At 66.6% G+C, this 17,709-nt stretch carries 11 protein-coding genes; 7 read left to right on the plus strand and 4 right to left on the minus strand.

Features of this window, described 5'->3' with window-relative positions; genetic code table 11:
* Positions 1–164: 164 nt before the first annotated feature.
* From galA to ABQY64_RS06735, 4 genes are all read right to left on the minus strand, one after another.
* On the minus strand, positions 165–2,732 hold the full coding sequence (gene galA, locus ABQY64_RS06720; RefSeq protein ID WP_349779133.1) for a beta-galactosidase GalA: 2,568 nt from the start codon (positions 2,730–2,732) through the stop codon (positions 165–167).
* On the minus strand, positions 2,729–3,928 hold the full coding sequence (locus ABQY64_RS06725; protein ID WP_349779132.1) for an arabinogalactan endo-1,4-beta-galactosidase: 1,200 nt from the start codon (positions 3,926–3,928) through the stop codon (positions 2,729–2,731). The genes galA and ABQY64_RS06725 overlap by 4 nt, the downstream gene beginning before the upstream one ends.
* Before the next feature lie 162 nt (positions 3,929–4,090).
* Positions 4,091–6,775, minus strand: a complete 2,685-nt coding sequence (locus ABQY64_RS06730) for a TonB-dependent receptor (RefSeq protein WP_349779131.1) — start codon at positions 6,773–6,775, stop codon at positions 4,091–4,093.
* 362 nt (positions 6,776–7,137) lie between these two features.
* Positions 7,138–8,523, minus strand: coding sequence for a short-chain fatty acyl-CoA regulator family protein (locus tag ABQY64_RS06735; RefSeq protein ID WP_349779130.1), 1,386 nt, complete (start codon positions 8,521–8,523; stop codon positions 7,138–7,140).
* Positions 8,524–8,646: 123 nt separating this feature from the next.
* Between ABQY64_RS06735 and ABQY64_RS06740 the strand changes: the two genes are divergently transcribed.
* From ABQY64_RS06740 to ABQY64_RS06770, 7 genes are all read left to right on the plus strand, one after another.
* On the plus strand, positions 8,647–10,152 hold the full coding sequence (locus ABQY64_RS06740) for a CoA-acylating methylmalonate-semialdehyde dehydrogenase (RefSeq protein WP_104552914.1): 1,506 nt from the start codon (positions 8,647–8,649) through the stop codon (positions 10,150–10,152).
* 10 nt (positions 10,153–10,162) lie between these two features.
* Positions 10,163–11,344: an acyl-CoA dehydrogenase family protein gene (locus tag ABQY64_RS06745; RefSeq protein WP_102583613.1), complete on the plus strand. Its 1,182-nt coding sequence runs from the start codon at positions 10,163–10,165 to the stop codon at positions 11,342–11,344.
* Positions 11,341–12,138 carry an enoyl-CoA hydratase gene (locus ABQY64_RS06750; protein WP_016903185.1) on the plus strand — a complete coding sequence of 266 codons (798 nt, stop codon included), beginning with the start codon at positions 11,341–11,343 and terminating at the stop codon, positions 12,136–12,138. The genes ABQY64_RS06745 and ABQY64_RS06750 overlap by 4 nt, the downstream gene beginning before the upstream one ends.
* A complete protein-coding gene (locus ABQY64_RS06755) occupies positions 12,123–13,310 on the plus strand; it encodes an enoyl-CoA hydratase/isomerase family protein (protein ID WP_349779129.1) in 1,188 nt (395 codons plus the stop codon). The genes ABQY64_RS06750 and ABQY64_RS06755 overlap by 16 nt, the downstream gene beginning before the upstream one ends.
* Positions 13,311–13,468: 158 nt before the next feature.
* Entirely contained in the window at positions 13,469–14,371 is a 903-nt protein-coding gene (gene mmsB, locus ABQY64_RS06760; RefSeq protein WP_349779256.1) for a 3-hydroxyisobutyrate dehydrogenase, read from the plus strand.
* A 905-nt stretch (positions 14,372–15,276) separates the two neighbouring features.
* Positions 15,277–16,242, plus strand: a complete 966-nt coding sequence (locus ABQY64_RS06765; protein ID WP_349779128.1) for a cation diffusion facilitator family transporter — start codon at positions 15,277–15,279, stop codon at positions 16,240–16,242.
* Positions 16,243–16,413: 171 nt separating this feature from the next.
* Positions 16,414–17,697, plus strand: coding sequence for an aspartyl/asparaginyl beta-hydroxylase domain-containing protein (locus ABQY64_RS06770; RefSeq protein ID WP_349779127.1), 1,284 nt, complete (start codon positions 16,414–16,416; stop codon positions 17,695–17,697).
* The last annotated feature ends 12 nt before the right edge of the window (positions 17,698–17,709 follow it).

The raw sequence follows: 17,709 nt of genomic DNA on the forward strand, positions 1-17,709 counted from the left end.
GGCGTAACAGCGATGGGCCGGGCGGGTGTAACCACTGCATGTCGCCTGCGCACGCGGGCGCAGGCGACTGACTGTGCCGGGAGCCGGTCATGGCTCCCAGTCCTGCGGTCGGTTGGTCCCGACATGGGTCCTGATAATCACTGCAGCCGCTGCTACGGCCTGCGTCAGGCCACCGATGCGCGCAGTTTGGCCTTGTCGGCCTCCAGGCGCAGGGTGGCAGCGGCAAGGCCGGGTGCGGTGGCCTGCAAGACGATGCTGCCGGCGCTGCGCGTGCTCTGCAGCAGGGCCGCACACAGTCCATTGAAGGCCTTGCGTTGCGGCGCCTTGTCGTCCTCATGGCTGGCGGGGTCGCCGTTGCCCACGCCGATCAACCGCGCAGGCCCGCGCAGCGCGAACTGCACCAGGCTGTCGGCGGTCGGTACCAGGCGGCCCTGCGCATCGACGATCTCCACCTTGACCACCGCCACGTCTTCGGCATCCGCGCGCACTGCATTGCGGTCGCAGCTCAGGCGGATCGCTGCCGGTTTGCCGGCCGTCTCGCGGCGTTCGCTGAGCACCAAGTTGCCGCCGCGATAGCCGCGTGCCTCGATCACGCCCGGTGCGTAGACCACGCGCCATTCGACATGGCCGTAGGCCGGCACCTGCTGCAGGCCCTGGCTGACGCCGTTGACCAGCAGTTCCACCGCTTCGAGATTGCTGTGGCACCAGACCTGGATGCGGCCCTTGTCATCGGGCTGCAGCAGGCCGTCCCAGTTCCAGTGCGGGAACAGATGCAGCACCGGTTCGCTGGTCCATTGCGCGCGGTAGTACCAGTAGTTGTCCTTGGGAAACCCGCAACTGTCGAGCACGCCGAACTGCGAGGCGACATTCGGCCAGCGGTTGTAGGGCGTGGGTTCGCCGCGGTAATCGAAGCCGGTCCAGATGAAGCCGCCAGCGATATACGGGCGCTGCGCGACATAGCTCCACCAGGCTTCGGCGGTGCTGGCCCACCATGGGTGGTCGGTGTCGTAGGCGCGGGTGTAGCCGCGCGCATCGTCGCGCCGGTAGTTGCCACGCACCGACACCGTGCTGCCGGTTTCGCTGCCGTAGATCGGAATGTGCGGATATTGCGCGTGGAAGCCATCCATCTGACTGGTGCGGTAGTTGAAGCCGACCACATCCACGACCTGGCCGACGCCATCGCCAAAGCCCTTGTCCATGGCGAAAGTGGTGGGACGGGTGGGATCGAGCTGGCGCACGCGTTGCTGCATGCGGCTGACGATGCGTGCGCCGCGCTCGGTGACCTGCTGCGGCTCTTCGTTGCCGAGCGACCACAGGATCACGCTGGGATGATTGCGCCCGCGCCGCACCATCGTCTCCAGCTCGCCCATCGCCTCGGGGTCGGTGGACATGCGGCGGGTTTCCTCGATCACGAACATGCCGAGCCGGTCGCACAGCGCGAGCAGTTCGGGCGTGGCCGGATTGTGCGAGCTGCGGTACGCGTTGCAGCCCATCGACTTGAGCTGGCGCAGGCGCCATTCGTGCAGGCTGTCGGGGATGGCGGTGCCGACGCCGGCGTGGTCCTGGTGATTGTTGGTGCCGTGCAGCTTGAGTGGCGTACCGTTCAACAGGAAGCCGCGCTGTGCATCGAAGACGGCCGTGCGCACGCCGAACGGGGTGACCAGCGCATCGACCGCCTTGCCGTCGCTGTGCACGCTGGTGGTCAGGCGGTAGAGCTGCGGAGTGTCGATCGACCATAGCGCCGCTTCGCCGAGCGGCAGGGTCTGTTCGACGAGGTGCACCTGGCCGGGTGCAACGGTGACCGCGGTGCTGGCTGCCTGTGCGACGACGCGTCCATCCGGTGCGGTCACGCGCGCCTGCACCGTGCACTGGCGCGGGGCGCTGCCGTCGTTGCGCACCTCGGTGGACAGCTGCGCGGTTGCGGTGGCGCCTTGCAGCGTGCTGCGCACGAACACGCCGTCCTGCGGCAGATGCAGCGGGTCAGTCTTGTGCAACCACAGATGGCGATAGATGCCGGCGCCTTCGTAGAACCAGCCTTCGCCCAGCGTGGCATCCACACGCACCGCGATCAGGTTGGGCTTGCCGTAGTCGAGCACGTCGCTGAGGTCGACCTCGAAGCCGCAATAGCCGCTGGCGTTGCGCCCGACGATGTGGCCATTGCAGAACACGACGCAGTCGCGGAACACGCCGTCGAACACCAGGCTGATGCGCTTGCCCAGATCGTCTGCGGGAATCTGCAGCACGCGGCGATACCAGCCCACGCTTGTTTCCGGAAAGCTCGTGCCCAGCGGCTTGTAGCCGTGCGCGGCGGCCGGATCTTCCTCGGTGATGGTGGCCGAGATCGGTTCCTGCCGGAAGGGCAGGGTGACGGCCCAGTCGTGCGGCAGATCCAGCAGTTCCCAGCCACTGTCGTCGAAGGCGAGTTGCGCGGCGGTCGCAGTGTCCTTGCCGGCCTTGGCGAAGCTGCGCTGGAAGGTACCGAACTCGAAGTCGCGCGACGGGTCGCTGGCATGGCCCAGATGGAAGCGCCAGCCGAAGTCGAACAGCAGCCGTTCGCGTGGTGCCAGGGCTGCATCGCCGAGCGCGGCAAGCGGCGTGGCGGTGTTACCTGCAGCTGGTGCAGCAGCTGCGATGGCGGGCAGCAACGCACCGGCCGTACCGACCGGAAGTGCGGCGCTTACGCCGCTGGCGAGCATGCCGCGCAGCAGCTCGCGGCGATTGATGCCGGTCATGGCTGGGTCCTCTTGTCGGTATCCGCAGCGTTGCCTGGCGTGCCCGCAGCGGGGGTGCTTGTCGTTGCAGGTACGCCGGTATACGGGTGGCGCATGAAGTCGATCGCCGGCAGCACTTCATTGGCGTGCTTGAAGTCGAAGAAGCTGGCGTTTTCCCACGACGAGCCGGTACCCCAGCGGGTCTTGCAGCTGCTGCTGGTCCATGCCGGCTCCCAGTACACGACGCCGGCGCCGCCGGTATCGATCACCAGCTGGGTGAGATCGACCATGTAGCGGAACTGACCCTGCGGCGTGGCCGGGTAGCCGGGAATCAGCGAGTCTTGGCCGAGCAGATTGTGCGAGGTGTCGCCGGAGTCCAGCGTCCACGGATAGGCGGTTTCCACCACCACCACGTCGGCATCAAAGCGGCCGCGCAGGCGCTTGATGGTCTTGCCCAGCTCGGCCATCGACTGGGTCGACCACTTGCGGTAGTAGCTGATGCCGATCAGATCGTAGTCGGTGACGCCGGCCTTGGTCGCGGCGGCAAACCACGGTTCCACATTCTCCGGCTGGGCGATATGCAGCATCACCCGTGGCTTGATCGCCGAGCGTGCGCCGATATCGCGTACCGCCTTGATGCCGGCGTTGAACAGCTTGGCGTTGCGCTGCCAGTCGATGGGGCGCTTTTTGTCCCATGGCTTGCTGTCCATCAGATCGGAATTGCTTTCGTTGCCGACCTGCACCAGCTCCGGCATCAGGCCGGCACGGTCGAGCGCGCTGAGCGTGTCATAGGTGAAGTCGTACAGCGTGCGTGCCAGTTCATCGGTATCGGTGATGCTGGCCCAGGCCTTGGGAATCAGCTGTTTTTCGCCGTCGGCCCAGTCGTCGGAATAGTGCAGGTCCAGCAGCACCTGCATGCCTTGCGCGCGTGCACGTGCGATGGTCTTCTTGACGTCGGACAGGTCGCTGTAGCGGGTCCAGCGGGCATCGTTCCACAACCGCACGCGCACCAGATTGGCACCGTGCGCATGGAACAGTTCGAACGGGTCCTTGACCACGCCGTTCTCGCGGTATTGCACACCGCATTCCTCCATCTCGTTGACGTAGGACAGGTCCGCGCCCAGATACAGCGTGGCGGGGGCCGGGGCGGCGTGTGCGAAGGTGGAGATGGCCAGCGCGAGCAGCGCGGGCGTCCAGAGGCGGCGTGTGGAGCGCATGCAATTCCTCGACAGATGAAACGCGGAGCGGGTGACAGCTTGCCGCATGCGGCGGTGCCGTCGTGCGGGCGGTGCGCGCAATCACAACGTCAGCGACGCAGGCGATTGCGCACACCGCCCGCAGTGGTGGAGCAGGCGTGCAGCAGCGGTGTCAGCGATGCCTTAGAACTTGTAGGTCGCTTCCAGCGAGTAGCGACGGCCGAACACCTGATAGCCGCCGTCGTCCTGGTTGGCCAGACGGTTGGGCTTGTTGTCGGTGTACGCGCGCAGCGGTTCGTTGGTGAGGTTGCCGGCCTGGAAGCGGAAACCGAGCTGCTTGCTGTACTGCCAGTTCAGGCTCAGATCCACCGTGCCTTCGCTCTGCAGCCGTGCCAGCCGCGCCGCATTCCAGCCGTACACCACGGTGTAGGGGCTGTGGTACTTGTAACCCACGCGCGCTTCGAAGCTGCCGTTGCTGTACCACAGGTCGAAGGTGCCGGTCTTGCGTGCCAGCCCGCTCAGCGGCAGCGGATTGTCTTCCGGCGAGAACTCCTTGAGGTTGGAATCGACCAGCGAGAAGTTGGAGTAGACGCCGAAGTTTTCCATGTGCGGGATGAAGTAGAACGGCGTCTGGAAGGTGAGTTCCACACCGTTGATATGCCCGCCGCCGCCATTGAACGGCGCGCTGACCAGGTAATCCAGGCCGTTGATCACTTCGCGGTCGGTGCGGTAGCCGATGCTGGAATCCACTTCCTTGCGATACACCGCAATCGCCGCCAGCGCTTCCTTGTGGAAGTACCACTCGTAGGACAGGTCGACCTGGGTGGCCTTGAACGGATCCAGCTGCGGGTTGCCGCCGCTGCCGGTGAGCTGGCCGACGGTGACGTTGGGGTCGTCCAGGCGCCGGCCGGTGCGCAACTCGTCCAGCGGCGGACGCGCGATGACCTTGGCCACCGCAAAGCGCAGGATGCGTTGATCGTCGATCAGGAAGTTGACGGTGGCACTGGGCAACACGTCGGTATATTCCTTGCTGTCGCTGCTGGCCTGCACGGTGGTGCCGACCGAATCGAAGCCGTCACTGGTGGTCTTGGTGTTGACCAGGCGCACGCCGATGTTGCCGGTGACATCGGTGCCGAACAGCTGCGAGCTGAACACCGCCTTAGCGAAGGCTTCGCGCACGTCTTCCTTGACGTTCCAGTGGTCGAGCAACTGCTCGTCGAGCGTGGCCGGGTCGAATCCGCCGAAGCCGATCTGGGCGATGGCATCCATGTTGCCGCCGGTCAGCGTGGGCACGTTCAAGTCCGGCATGGTGACCGGATAGATCAGGCCCTGGTACGCCGAGATCGGCTGGTCGTAACCGGACTGGTTACTGATGAAGCGGCGGTTCTGCTTCTCGCGGCGCGCGGCGCGTGCGCCGAATTCCAGCGAGGTGAACGCCGCGGTATCGACCGGGCGGCTGGCGTTGAGCGCCAGCGCGGCGATCTTGTCGCGTAGCCCCTGCGGCTCGGTCTGGCCGGCGATGCCCCACTCGGGCGTGTCCGAGCTGGTGCTGATGGTGGGGGTGACGCTGCGGCGGAAATCGAACGAGACGGTGTCCGGGTTGCTGCCGAAGCGTACCGCCTGCCAGGTGTTGTCACGCTTGGCCTGCGAGAACGACAGGTCGCTGCCCAGCGTCCACACGTCGCCGCTCCACTTGGCGTTGAGGCCGCCGGCGGTGAGCGTCTTGACCTCGTTGTAGTGGCTGACCACATGGTCGACCTGCAGGTTCGAGTTGGCCAGCGTGCCGGCCACCACGTCGCCATCGACGATGGTGTAGGACGAGCCCGGCGTGGTGTATGGATTGGCGCCGGTCGAGAAGGTGCTGTAGGCCAGGCCGTTGAACCAGTTCTGCAACTGGTCCTCGTCGATCTCGATACGCGAATACAGGCCGTCGAACTTCAACTCGAAGTTGCCCGAGCGCCATTGCACCGTGCCCATCGCACCGGTGCGGGTCTGCTCGGTGAGCTTGAGCTGGTCGGCCGCGCCGAACGGGGTCGGGTCCACGCGGCCGTCGCCATCCACATCGCGCGAGGTGGTGGCATCGGTATAGCCCCAGCTGCCAATCGAGGAGTTGGAGTTCTTCTGCTTCTGGTAGGTGGCACCCAGCGCAACCGCCAGGTTGTCGTTGATGTGGTGCACCCAGCTGGCACCGAAGCGGCTGCCCCACGGGGAATAGCCGTCCACGTCCTTGGCGTGGTCGTAGAACACCGGGCCGGCGGTGCCGACAAAGCCCGGGCCGGTGTAGTCCAGCGGGCTGATGGTGGAGATGTCCACCGTCGCGGCAAGGCCGCCGGCGACCAGGTCCGCCGACTGGGTCTTGTAGACCTTGACGGTGGAGACGATCTCGGTGGGAAACACTTCCCAGCGCACTGCACGATTGGGCTCGGAGGAGGCGATTTCGCGCCCGTTGACGGTGCCCATGGTCATGCGCGGGCCAAGGCCGCGCACGGTGGCCAGGCTCTCGTTGCCGCGGTCGCGGGTGCCGTTGACGCCGGGCAGGCGCACCAGCGCTTCGGCCACGGTGACGTTGGGCATCTGGCCCATGTTGTCTGCGGAGATCACTTCCATGACGTGATCGGACATCTGCTTGGCCTGCACCGCCTGGTTCAGGCTGGCGCGCTGGCCGATCACGGTGATGTTGTCGAGCGTGACCGGCGGCGCAGCACTGGTGGTGGCGTCAGTGGCCGGCGGCGCGGCAGGCGCGCTGTCCTGTGCCTGCGCACTGAACGCGGTGGCCAGCACGCAGGCGATGGTGGTGCAGAGGACGTCGCGCACGGGCGTGCGGCGCAGGCGCCGGCTGGCCAGGTGGCCGGTGTGGTGAACGGGCATCGTTTGATCCCTCCCAGGACAAAGTTACCGAATGGACTAGTAGCCGCTGGTGCGGCGCTGTGGCGCGGCTGCGCGTTGGCGTGTCCAACGCGGGCATGGCGGTTGTTGCGGTGTGGAGCTGATTGATCGTTTGCGTGACGCTGCGACGATGGTCGATCGCCTTGACGTCCCCCTGTCCTGCATGTGTCCGCTTCAGGGTAGAAGCGCAAGCCATTCCATTCCAATGAAGCATTTTGCGTGAGCTATCTCGCGTTGGAATGCTGCAGTGCAGCGGTAGCGTCTGCCTGGTCACAGTTGCGGCGTGAGTTGCGTGTACCGGGAACCACGGTTGCCTGGTGGACGCGACGGACCCGGGTCTCGGCCTAACGCGCCTTGGCAGATAATCGGGGCAGTGCCGGAAAGGCGCGCTGCACGCAGTCGTTGCGTTCGCAGGTCAGGCAGCCGGGGCCGATCGGCACCGCATCGTCCACCGCGTCCAGGTCCCAGCCGCGCGCATACACCAGTTGATCGGCATGGCGCAGGTCGCAGCCCATCGCCAACGCAAAGGTCTTGCGCGGGCGGCCGTAGCCCGGCGCGCCGCTGCTGACCTGGCGCGCCAGCCAGAAGTAGCGCCGGCCATCGGGCATGCGTGCGATCTGGGTCAGGATGCGGTCGGGCTGGTTGAAGGCCTCGTAGACGATCCACAGCGGGCAGGCGCCGCCAACATGCGAGAAGTGGAAGTCGGTGGCCGAGTGGCGCTTGGACACATTGCCGGCACGATCGACCCGCATGAAGAAGATCGGCAGCCCGGCGGCACCGCGCCGCTGCAAGGTGCTGAGCCGGTGGCAGACCGCCTCGAAGCCGACGCCGAAGCGATCGGCCAGCCATTCGATGTCGTACCGCGAGCCTTGGGCGCTGCGCAGGAATTGGCCATACGGCATCACCAGCGCGCCGGCGAAATAGTTCGACAGCCCGATCCGCGACAACGCGATACGCTCGGCATCTTCGAAGCCGGCGTCGGCGATGCGTGCGTCGAGCAAGGGCGCGCATTCCAGCAACGCCAGTTGCGCGGCCATCTGGAAGGCCTGCTGGCCGGGGCGCAGATGCGCGGGCAGCCACAGCACGCGCGCCTGCGTATCCACACTGCGCTTGTCGCTGTGCAGATCGGGCGCATCCTGCACCAGCAGGCCGTGGCGATCGGCCAGGCGTTGGCGCAGCCGCAGCGGCAGGTTGTCCGAGGTCAGGCCGAGTTCGGCATACAGCGCCTCGGCGCGCTCATCCAGTTCCGGCAGATAGTTGTGCGCGCGGTTGAAGTAATCGCGCACCTGCTCGCCCGGCGACAGCGAGGGCAGTGCGGCGTGGTCGGCGCCGATCTGTATTTCCAGTGCGGCGGTGCGCTCGAGCAGGTGCTGGTGGGCGCGGTGCAGGTCCAGCAAGGCCTGGGCCACCTGCGGCAGGTTGCCGGTGAGCACGCGCAGCTCGGCGGCCGACAGGCTGTGGCCCAGGCTGCGCAGCGATTCGTCCAGCGGCTCGACCAGCGCGGCCGGGTCGTCCAGGTCGAGCAGGCCGTCCAGATCGCCCAGCGCGACCTTGAGCCGCTGCTGGATTGCCAGGGTCAGGGGGCGCTGGTTGCGCTCGATCTGGTTGAGGTAGCTCGGCGACAGCCCGAGCCGGCGCGCCAGCTCCGCCTGGGTCAGGCCGTGGCGCTGGCGCAGCCGCTGCAGGCGCAGGCCGAGCTGGTGACGGAGCGGGAGTTGCGACTGGGGCATTTGCAAGATTCGCAAAATAGTGGCGGCAGCTTAGCGCGATTAAGCAGTCTCGGGCTGGGAATGCCAGGTCGCGGTGCGAACAATGCGAAGTATCTGTAGCAACCTTCTGCGAGCGACCCTGCAATGAGTGATTCCGTCCCGCGCGTTTCCCTGTTGATCGACGGCCAGTTCGTCACCTCCGCCAGCACCCACTGGCAGGACGTGGTCAACCCGGCCGACCAGTCGGTGCTGGCACAGGTGCCGTTCGCCACCAGCGGCGAAGTGGCCGCGGCGGTGGCGGCGGCCAGCCAGGCCTTCGTGAGCTGGCGCAAGACCCCGATCGGCACGCGTGCGCGCATCTTCCTCAAATACCAGCAGTTGATCCGCGAACACATGCCCGAGCTGGCCGCGTTGTTGAGCGCCGAGCAGGGCAAGACCCTGGCCGATGCCGAAGGCGATGTGTTCCGCGGGCTGGAAGTGGTGGAACACGCCGCGGCGATCGGCAACCTGCAGTTGGGCGAGCTGGCCAACAACGTCGCCAACGGCGTGGACACCTATAGCCTGCTGCAGCCGCTGGGCGTGTGCGCGGGCATCACCCCGTTCAACTTCCCGGCGATGATTCCGTTGTGGATGTTTCCGATGGCCATCGCCACCGGCAACACCTTCGTGCTCAAGCCATCCGAGCAGGACCCGATGGTGACCATGCGGCTGGTGGAACTGGCGCTGGAGGCGGGCATTCCCAAGGGCGTGCTCAATGTCGTGCACGGCGGCGAAGACGTGGTCAACGCGTTGTGCGACCACCCGGACATCAAGGCGCTGTCGTTTGTCGGGTCGACCAGGGTCGGCACGCACGTCTATCGGCGCGCCTCGCTGGCCGGCAAGCGCGTGCAATGCATGATGGGTGCGAAAAATCATGCCGTGGTGCTGCCGGACGCCAATCAGGAACAGACGCTCAATGCGATGGTCGGCGCCGCCTTCGGTGCGGCCGGCCAGCGCTGCATGGCGGCATCCACACTGGTGCTGGTGGGCGAGGCGCGGCAATGGATTCCGGCGCTGGTGGCCAAGGCCAAGGGCCTGACCCTGGGGGCGGGTAATGCGCCGGGCACCGAGGTCGGGCCGCTGATCTCCTGCGCGGCGCGCGAGCGTGTGGAAGGCTTGATCGCCTCCGGCGTCGAACAGGGCGCCACACTGGAACTGGATGGGCGCGCGCCCAGCGTGCCGGGCTTCGAGCAGGGCAACTTCGTCGGCCCGACGATCTTCTCCGGCGTGAGGCCGGGCATGCGCATCTACGACGAGGAAATCTTCGGACCGGTGCTGGTGATCCTGGAGGCGGCCACGCTGGACGAGGCCATCGCCCTGGTCAATGCCAACCCCAATGGCAATGGCACCGCCTTATTCACCCAGTCCGGTGCGGCGGCGCGGCGTTTTCAGGAAGACATCGACGTGGGCCAGGTCGGCATCAACGTGCCGATCCCGGTGCCGGTGCCGCTGTTCTCGTTCACCGGATCGCGGGCCTCCAAGCTCGGCGACCTGGGCCCGTACGGCAAGCAGGTGGTGATGTTCTACACCCAGACCAAGACCGTGACCGCGCGCTGGTTCGACGACGAAACGCTGGGCCACGGCGTCAACACCACCATCTCCCTCAAGTGACACGATCGCCATGAATGCAGCCATCCAGCTACACGCCAATACAGCCGATTTGAATGACGAGCAGGAAGCCTTCCGCGCTGCCGCGCGCGACTTTGCCGACAAGGAACTCGCACCGCACGCCGCGCAGTGGGATGCGGAAAGCCACTTCCCGCGCGAGGCGATCGCCAAGGCGGCCGAGCTGGGATTCTGCGGGCTGTACACCGATGAGGGCGTGGGCGGCCTGGGCATGCGCCGGCTCGATGCCGCAGTGGTCTTTGAGGAACTCGCCACGGTCGATCCATCCACCTCGGCGTTCATCAGCATCCACAACATGGCCACCTGGTTGATCGCCAGTTACGGCAACGACGCGGTGCGCGCGCAGTGGGGCGAGGCGATGACCAGCGGCGCCAAGCTGGGTTCGTACTGCCTCACCGAGCCGGGTGCCGGCTCGGACGCGGCCTCGCTCAAGACGCGCGCACAGCGCGACGGCGACAGCTACGTGCTCAACGGCAGCAAGGCCTTCATTTCCGGTGCGGGCGCCACCGATGTGCTGGTGGTGATGGCCCGCACCGGCGACGACGGCGCGCGCGGCATCAGCGCCTTCGTGGTGCCCGCCGATGCGCCCGGCATCAGCTACGGCCGCAAGGAAGAGAAGATGGGCTGGAACAGCCAGCCCACGCGCGGGGTGAGCTTCGAGAACGTGCGCATTCCGGCCGGCAATCTGCTGGGCAAGGAAGGCGAAGGTTTCAAGATGGCGATGAAGGCACTGGATGGCGGCCGCATCAATATCGCCGCCTGTTCGTTGGGAGCGGCGCAAGGCGCGCTGGACGCCGCCCGCCGCTACATGGGCGAGCGCCGGCAGTTCGGCAAGAAGCTGGCCGATTTCCAGGCGCTGCAGTTCAAACTGGCCGACATGGCCACGCAACTGGTGGCCGCGCGGCAGATGGTGCACACCGCTGCACGCAAGCTCGATGCCGGCAGCCACGATGCCACCGTGTGGTGCGCGATGGCCAAGCGTTTCGCCACCGACGCCGGCTTTGCGATCTGCGACGATGCCTTGCAGATCCACGGCGGCTACGGCTATATCCGCGAATATCCGATCGAGCGCCTGCTGCGCGACAGCCGTGTGCACCGCATCCTGGAAGGCACCAACGAGGTGATGCGCATGATCATTGCGCGCCACCTGCTCAACGGCGAGGAGGAATTGCGATGAGCGATTGGGCAACACGCACGCATACCGGTTTACATGTCGAACGCGACGGCCATGTCGCCATCGTCACCTTGCGCAATCCGCCAGCCAACACCTGGACCGTGCACAGCCTTGCGGCCTTGCGCGATCTGGTCCGCGCGCTGGATGCGGATCGCAGCATCTACGCGCTGGTGATCACTGGCGACGGCGAGAAGTTCTTCAGTGCCGGCGCCGATCTCAAGCAGTTTGCCGATGGCGACAAGGCTGCTGCACGGGAGGCCGCGCGTCGCTTTGGCGAAGCCTTCGAAGCCTTGAGCGCGTTTCGCGGCGTGTCGATTGCTGCCATCAACGGCTATGCGATGGGCGGTGGCCTGGAGTGCGCGCTGGCCTGCGACCTGCGCATTGCCGAGCAACACGCACAGTTGGCCTTGCCGGAAGCCAGCGTCGGCTTGTTGCCGTGCGCCGGCGGCACCCAGAACCTGCCGCGCCTGGTCGGCGAGGGTTGGGCCAAGCGCATGATCCTGCTCGGCGAGCGTCTGGATGCCGCCACAGCACACCGCATCGGCCTGGTGGAAGAGGTGGTGGGCACGGGCGAGTCGCGCGCGCTGGCCATCGCCTGGGCACAGCGCGCCGGCAAGCAGAGTCCGGCCAGCGTCGCGGCGTGCAAGCGCCTGGTGCAGTCCACCCGCCACGGCACGCATGCCGCCGCGCTGGTGGCAGAACGCGAAGCCTTCGTCGACCTGTTCGAGCAGGCCGATCAGGCCGAGGGAGTGGCGGCCTTTCTCGAGAAGCGCGCACCGCAGTGGAGCAATGGCTGATGCTGGATGTGAGCCTCCCCGAAGAAGCCCCGGTGCTGTTCGAACAACGCGATTGCGCCGACGGGCATCGCATCGGCATCGCCACCTTGAATGCGCCCAGGACGCTCAACGGCCTGTCCTTGCAGATGACGCGCTTGCTGGATGCACAGCTGCGCGTCTGGGCCGACGACGCGCAGATTGCCTGCGTGGTGCTGCGTGGTGCCGGCGAGAAGGCGTTGTGCGCGGGCGGCGACCTGCATGGTCTGTACCAGAGCATGCGCGCGCATCGTGAGGCGGTGCCGGACGCGCAGCAACGTCGCGCGCAACCGCAGGGCAATGCGCACGCCGCTGCGTTCTTCGAAGAGGAATATCGGCTCGATCATCGCATCCACACCTACCCGAAGCCGCTGCTGTGCTGGGGCCACGGCATCGTCATGGGCGGCGGCATCGGCTTGATGTCCGGCGCCAGCCATCGTGTGGTCACCGAGCGCTCGCGGCTGGCGATGCCGGAGATCAGTGTCGGCCTGTTTCCCGACGTGGGTGGCAGTTGGTTGTTGCGCCGCGTGCCGCACGGCGCCGGATTGTTTCTGGCACTGACCGGCGCGCCGCTGGATGCCAGCGATGCCATCTATGCCGGGCTTGCGGATGTCCGCCTGGAACATGCGCAGTACGCGGCAGTGCTGGACGCCCTGGACGCGCATGCCTGGACAGGCGATGCCGATGAGGATCGCGCCCAGCTCGGCGCATTCCTGCACGGGATTGCGCAACCGCTGGAGCCGGGCCCGCTGCAGGTGCATGCGGCGCTGATCGCGCAATTGGTGGCAGGCCAGACGCTGCAGGAGGTGGTCGCCGCAATCCTGGCACTGCAAAGCGAAGATGCCTGGCTGCAGGCCGCGCGTGCCACGCTGGCAGCCGGCGCCCCCGGCTCGGCGCGCCTGGCCTGGGAGCTGCAACGTCACCCGGGCACCGGCACGCTGGCAGACACCTTTCGCACCGAGTACGTGGTGGCGCTGTATGCCGCCGCGCATGGCGACTTCGCCGAAGGCATTCGCGCGCTGTTGATCGACAAGGACCGCACGCCGCAGTGGCAGCCTGCCGCGCTCGAGCAGGCCGATGCGCAATGGGCGGCGGCATTCCTGCAATCGCCCTGGCCACCCGCACGGCATCCGCTTGCCGATCTTGGTGCAGGTTGAGTCGCTGACACGCCGCCGCGAACGGTCTTGGCGGATGCGGACAATGAGCCGCATCCGCATTGCAGGACCGAGGGACGCCACTGCGCCCGTTTGCCGCGCTGCGCTGCGGCCGGGCACACCATTCGACGGCCGCGCCAGTTGGTGATGGCCGCCCAACCCTGGAAAACCACACCATGAGCAAAATCGCTTTTATCGGCCTGGGCAATATGGGCGGGCCGATGGCCGCCAACCTCAGCAAGGCCGGGCACCAGCTGCGGGTATTCGATCTGGTGCCCGCTGCGCTGGACGCGGCAGTTGCTGCCGGCGCGCATGCCGCCAGCTCCGCACACGACACCCTGGCCGACGCCGAGATCGTGATCTCGATGCTGCCGGCCAGCCGCCATGTCGAAGCGCTGTACCTGGGCGAGGCCGGGATTCTGGCGCAGATTCCTGCCGCTGCCCTGGTGATCGACTGCAGCACCATCGCACCCGCCAGCGCACGCAAACTCGCCGCCGAAGCGCAGGCGCGTGGCCTGGCGGTGCTGGATGCGCCGGTCTCCGGCGGGACGGCGGGCGCGGCGGCAGGCAGCCTGACGTTTATCGTCGGCGGCGCCGCGCAGGTATTGGAGCGTGCGCGGCCGGTGTTGCAGGCAATGGGCAAGAACATCTTCCACGTCGGCGACAACGGCGCCGGCCAGGTCGCCAAACTGTGCAACAACATGGCGCTGGGCGTGATCATGGCCGCCACCGGCGAGGCGCTGGCGCTCGGTGTTGCGCAGGGGCTGGACCCGGCGGTGCTGTCGCAGATGATGGCGGTCAGCACCGGGCGCAGCTGGGCCACCGAAGTGTGCAATCCTTGGCCGGGCGTGTTGCCCAACGCGCCGGCATCGCGCGCTTACAGCGGCGGCTTCGGCAACGATCTGATGCTCAAGGACCTGGGGCTGGTCGCCGAATCCGCAGTGCAGGCGGGCGTGTCGATTCCGCTCGGCGAGCTGGCGCGCAATCTGTACGCGATGAACAGCCAGGCCGGCAACGGTGCGCTGGATTTCTCCAGCGTGATCAAGCTGGTGGCCAAGGTTTGAGAGCGGCTAACAAAGCGTTTAGGCCCACCGTCAAGGAGGAGTAGCCGGAGTGGCAGTTCGCATCTGTCTGGAGAGTTGATCGAACTGGGAAGTCGGCTGTAGAGCGGATGATCTGCGGCTTGGCTGCGAGGTCCTTGCCCGCCCACCATCACAGGACACGCCGCAAGTACGTCCATGTAGGCTCTTACGCGGCATCCATGCCGCGTTAGGTCCCGCGACGGTGGGCGGGCAAGGACCTGTCGAGTTGATTGGTGTGCATGGTTTTCAGTAAGACAGCCAGCAAACTGTCTGGTGCGGTGTCCTCGCCGATTGCGGGACCGTGTGGCGGCATGGATGCCGCCACCGAGCCCCCAGGGACGGGTTCACGGCGTGTCCCGCGAGCGGTGAGGGCACCGCGCACTCGACGCTGTGGTTTTGCTGCAGGGCCCTTGCCCGCCCACCATCGCGGGACACGCCGCAAGTACGTCCATGTAGGCTCTTACGCGGCATCCATGCCGCGTAAGGTCCCGCGACGGTAGGCGGGCAAGGACCAGTCACGATGGTAGGTACGCATGGTTGCAAGCAGTGCAAGCAGTGCAAGCAGTGCAAGCAGTGCAAGCAGTGGAAGTAGTGCAAGCAGTGCAGCCGTCCGATGAGGTGGGGTCTGATCAGCTTCTTTCTATCCGAGCAATGTCACCGCCAATACGACATCACTCCACCCGCTAACGAAAGCGAGGGTTGCCGACACGTTGCCGCCATCGCTGCGGCGTTTGAGAGGTTCTGTTGGCCGCTCCAAGTCGCTACCCGGCCTGGGCAACAAGGTGCAACGCCGCGCTCGCGTGATGTGATGTCATCACGCCCGGGTGTAATAGTCTCCGCCATCGCGTGCGCCTAAGGTGCGCGCATTGCACGAGGCCACCGCATCCATGGGACACGACCACAACCACGCACCCAGCGAAATCCGTCACGAGACACCGCTGTGGTGGGCGCTGGGACTTACCGCCACGTTCCTGTTGGCGGAAGTCATCGGTGCGTTCATCACCAACAGCCTGGCGCTGCTGTCCGACGCCGCACATATGGCCACAGACACCGTCGGCCTGATGATCGCTCTGCTTGCCGTGCGCCTGAGCCGTCGTCCTGCCGATGCGCGCCGCACCTATGGCTATGTGCGGCTGGAAGCGCTCGGCGCGCTGGCGAACGGCGCGCTGTTGTTCGCAGTCGGCGCCTACATTCTGTGGGAGGCCGCGCAGCGCTTCCGCGCACCGCAAGATATTTCCTCCAGCGGCATGCTGCTGATCGCCGGTTTCGGCCTGGTGATCAATCTGATCGCCATGAAGCTGCTGCACGCCGGCAGCGGCGAGAGCCTCAACGTCAAGGGTGCCTATCTCGAGGTCTGGAGCGACATGCTTGGCTCGGTGGCGGTGATCATCGGCGCGTTGCTGATCCGCTGGACCGGCTGGCAGTGGATCGACCCGGTGCTGGCCGTGCTGATCGGCCTGTGGGTGCTGCCGCGCACCTGGGTGCTGCTGCGCGAGGCGATCAACGTGCTGCTGGAAGGCGTGCCCAAAGGCATCGATCTGCCGCAGGTGCAGCAGGCGCTGAGCAGCTACCCCGGCGTCGAAGACGTGCACGACCTGCATGTCTGGGCACTGGCCTCAAGCACGCCCGCACTCACCGCACACGTGGTGGTCAGTGAAACCACCGACCGCGACCGCCTGCGCGACGCCCTCGCCGAGCTGCTGCACGCGCGCTTCGAGATCACCCACGTCACCTTGCAGGTGGAGAGCGGCGACTGCGGCACCGAGCCGTGTGGCGCGGCGCCGGCCGCGCAAGGCTCCGCGCATGACGATCACCGTGGTCACGCGCATTCGCACGGCGGCCACTCGCACTGACGCGGACCACGCCGCCAGTGGGCTTGTTGTCTGATCGGCGGTCGAATGGCGTTGCCTGGAGCAGGACCCAGCCAGGCCAGCCTGTCCGATAGAGGGAAGAGCCGTCCGGCTGCCGAGCTGCCGCCCAGGCCGTATGATCGAGCCGGGAAAGACTGCGAGGCCGGCGGCGCGATGGCGGTACAGATCGAACAACGCAACGAACGCATTGCTGCGCTGATTGCCGAGGCGGGCGCGGCGGCATCGGCCGGGCAATGGCAACAGGCCGAGCAGTTGTGGACACAGGTGCGGCAGTTGGCGCCGACGCACCCGCAGGCCTTGTACAGCCTGGGCGTGCATGCCTACCAGCGCGGCGATGCGACGGCGGCGCTGGAGTACCTGGCAGGCGCACGCGCAAGCAGCCCGGGCGATCCGATGGTCGTGCTGACCATTGCGGTGGTGAAGCAGGCGCAAGGCGATGTGGAGGGCGAATGGCAGGCCATCAGCGCGGCGTTGGCGCTGGATGCGTACTTCCTGCCCGGGCTGCTGGCAAAGGCCGCATTCCTGCAGGCGCGCGGCCGTCCGCGCGCCGCCGCCGGTGTCTATCGCGATGCGCTGAAGGTCGCGCCACCGGAGCCGCAGTGGCCGGCGGTGTTGCGTCGCAAGCTGGCCCTGGCCACGCAGGCAGTGGAGCAGGACACGCTTGAGCTGGAGGCGCAATTGCGCGCCGTCCTGGATGCTCCTGGCATCGCGTTGGACGCCGCGCTCGCAGGACGCTGGGCGGAGGCAGCCGCGATCGCATGCGGGCGCAGTCGCCCGTTCCATTCCCAATCCAACCGCTTGTACATCCCGCGACTGCCAGCCCTGCCGTTTCACCCGCCGGACGCGTTCCCCTGGATCGCTGCAGTACAGCGTCAGACCGAGGCGATCGCGCAGGAACTGCGCGCCGTCATGCACGAGGACAAGGGCGGCTTTGCACCGTATATCGCCTACGCGCCGGACCAGCCGGTCAATCAGTGGAAAGACCTCAACCATTCGCCGGCATGGAGTTCCTATCCGTTGTGGGCACATGGACAGCCGGTGGATGAACATCTGCGGCAGTGCCCGGCAACCGCCGCCGCGTTGGCATTGGTCGATGCGGCGCAGATCGACGGCGTGTGCCCCAACGCGATGTTTTCGGTGCTTGCGCCGCAGACGGTCATTCCGCCGCACCATGGCGAGACCAACGCACGTCTGGTGGCGCATCTTCCGTTGATCGTGCCCGAGGGCTGCAGCTTCCGGGTCGGTTACGACTGGCGGCAGTGGGGGGTCGGCAAGGTGCTGGTGTTCGACGACTCGATCGAGCATGAGGCGCGCAACACGAGCGCGCAGCTGCGTGCGGTGCTGATCTTCGATGTCTGGAACCCGCTGCTGAGCAAGGAGGAGCGGCAGATGGTCAATGCCATGGAGACGGCGATTGCGCACCACCGTGCGGGGTGAGGTGGTGCCGGT

Source organism: Xanthomonas sp. WHRI 7065, from assembly GCF_040203115.2.
In the GTDB taxonomy this organism is placed as follows: domain Bacteria; phylum Pseudomonadota; class Gammaproteobacteria; order Xanthomonadales; family Xanthomonadaceae; genus Xanthomonas; species Xanthomonas arboricola.

What these genes read in the sequence shown, in the direction of transcription:
- galA (WP_349779133.1), bottom strand. Translation starts at nt 2,732, where the DNA reads ATGACCGGCATCAATCGCCGCGAGCTGCTGCGCGGCATGCTCGCCAGC.
- ABQY64_RS06725 (WP_349779132.1), bottom strand. Translation starts at nt 3,928, where the DNA reads ATGCGCTCCACACGCCGCCTCTGGACGCCCGCGCTGCTCGCGCTGGCC.
- ABQY64_RS06730 (WP_349779131.1), bottom strand. Translation starts at nt 6,775, where the DNA reads ATGCCCGTTCACCACACCGGCCACCTGGCCAGCCGGCGCCTGCGCCGC.
- ABQY64_RS06735 (WP_349779130.1), bottom strand. Translation starts at nt 8,523, where the DNA reads ATGCCCCAGTCGCAACTCCCGCTCCGTCACCAGCTCGGCCTGCGCCTG.
- ABQY64_RS06740 (WP_104552914.1), top strand. Translation starts at nt 8,647, where the DNA reads ATGAGTGATTCCGTCCCGCGCGTTTCCCTGTTGATCGACGGCCAGTTC.
- ABQY64_RS06745 (WP_102583613.1), top strand. Translation starts at nt 10,163, where the DNA reads ATGAATGCAGCCATCCAGCTACACGCCAATACAGCCGATTTGAATGAC.
- ABQY64_RS06750 (WP_016903185.1), top strand. Translation starts at nt 11,341, where the DNA reads ATGAGCGATTGGGCAACACGCACGCATACCGGTTTACATGTCGAACGC.
- ABQY64_RS06765 (WP_349779128.1), top strand. Translation starts at nt 15,277, where the DNA reads ATGGGACACGACCACAACCACGCACCCAGCGAAATCCGTCACGAGACA.
- ABQY64_RS06770 (WP_349779127.1), top strand. Translation starts at nt 16,414, where the DNA reads ATGGCGGTACAGATCGAACAACGCAACGAACGCATTGCTGCGCTGATT.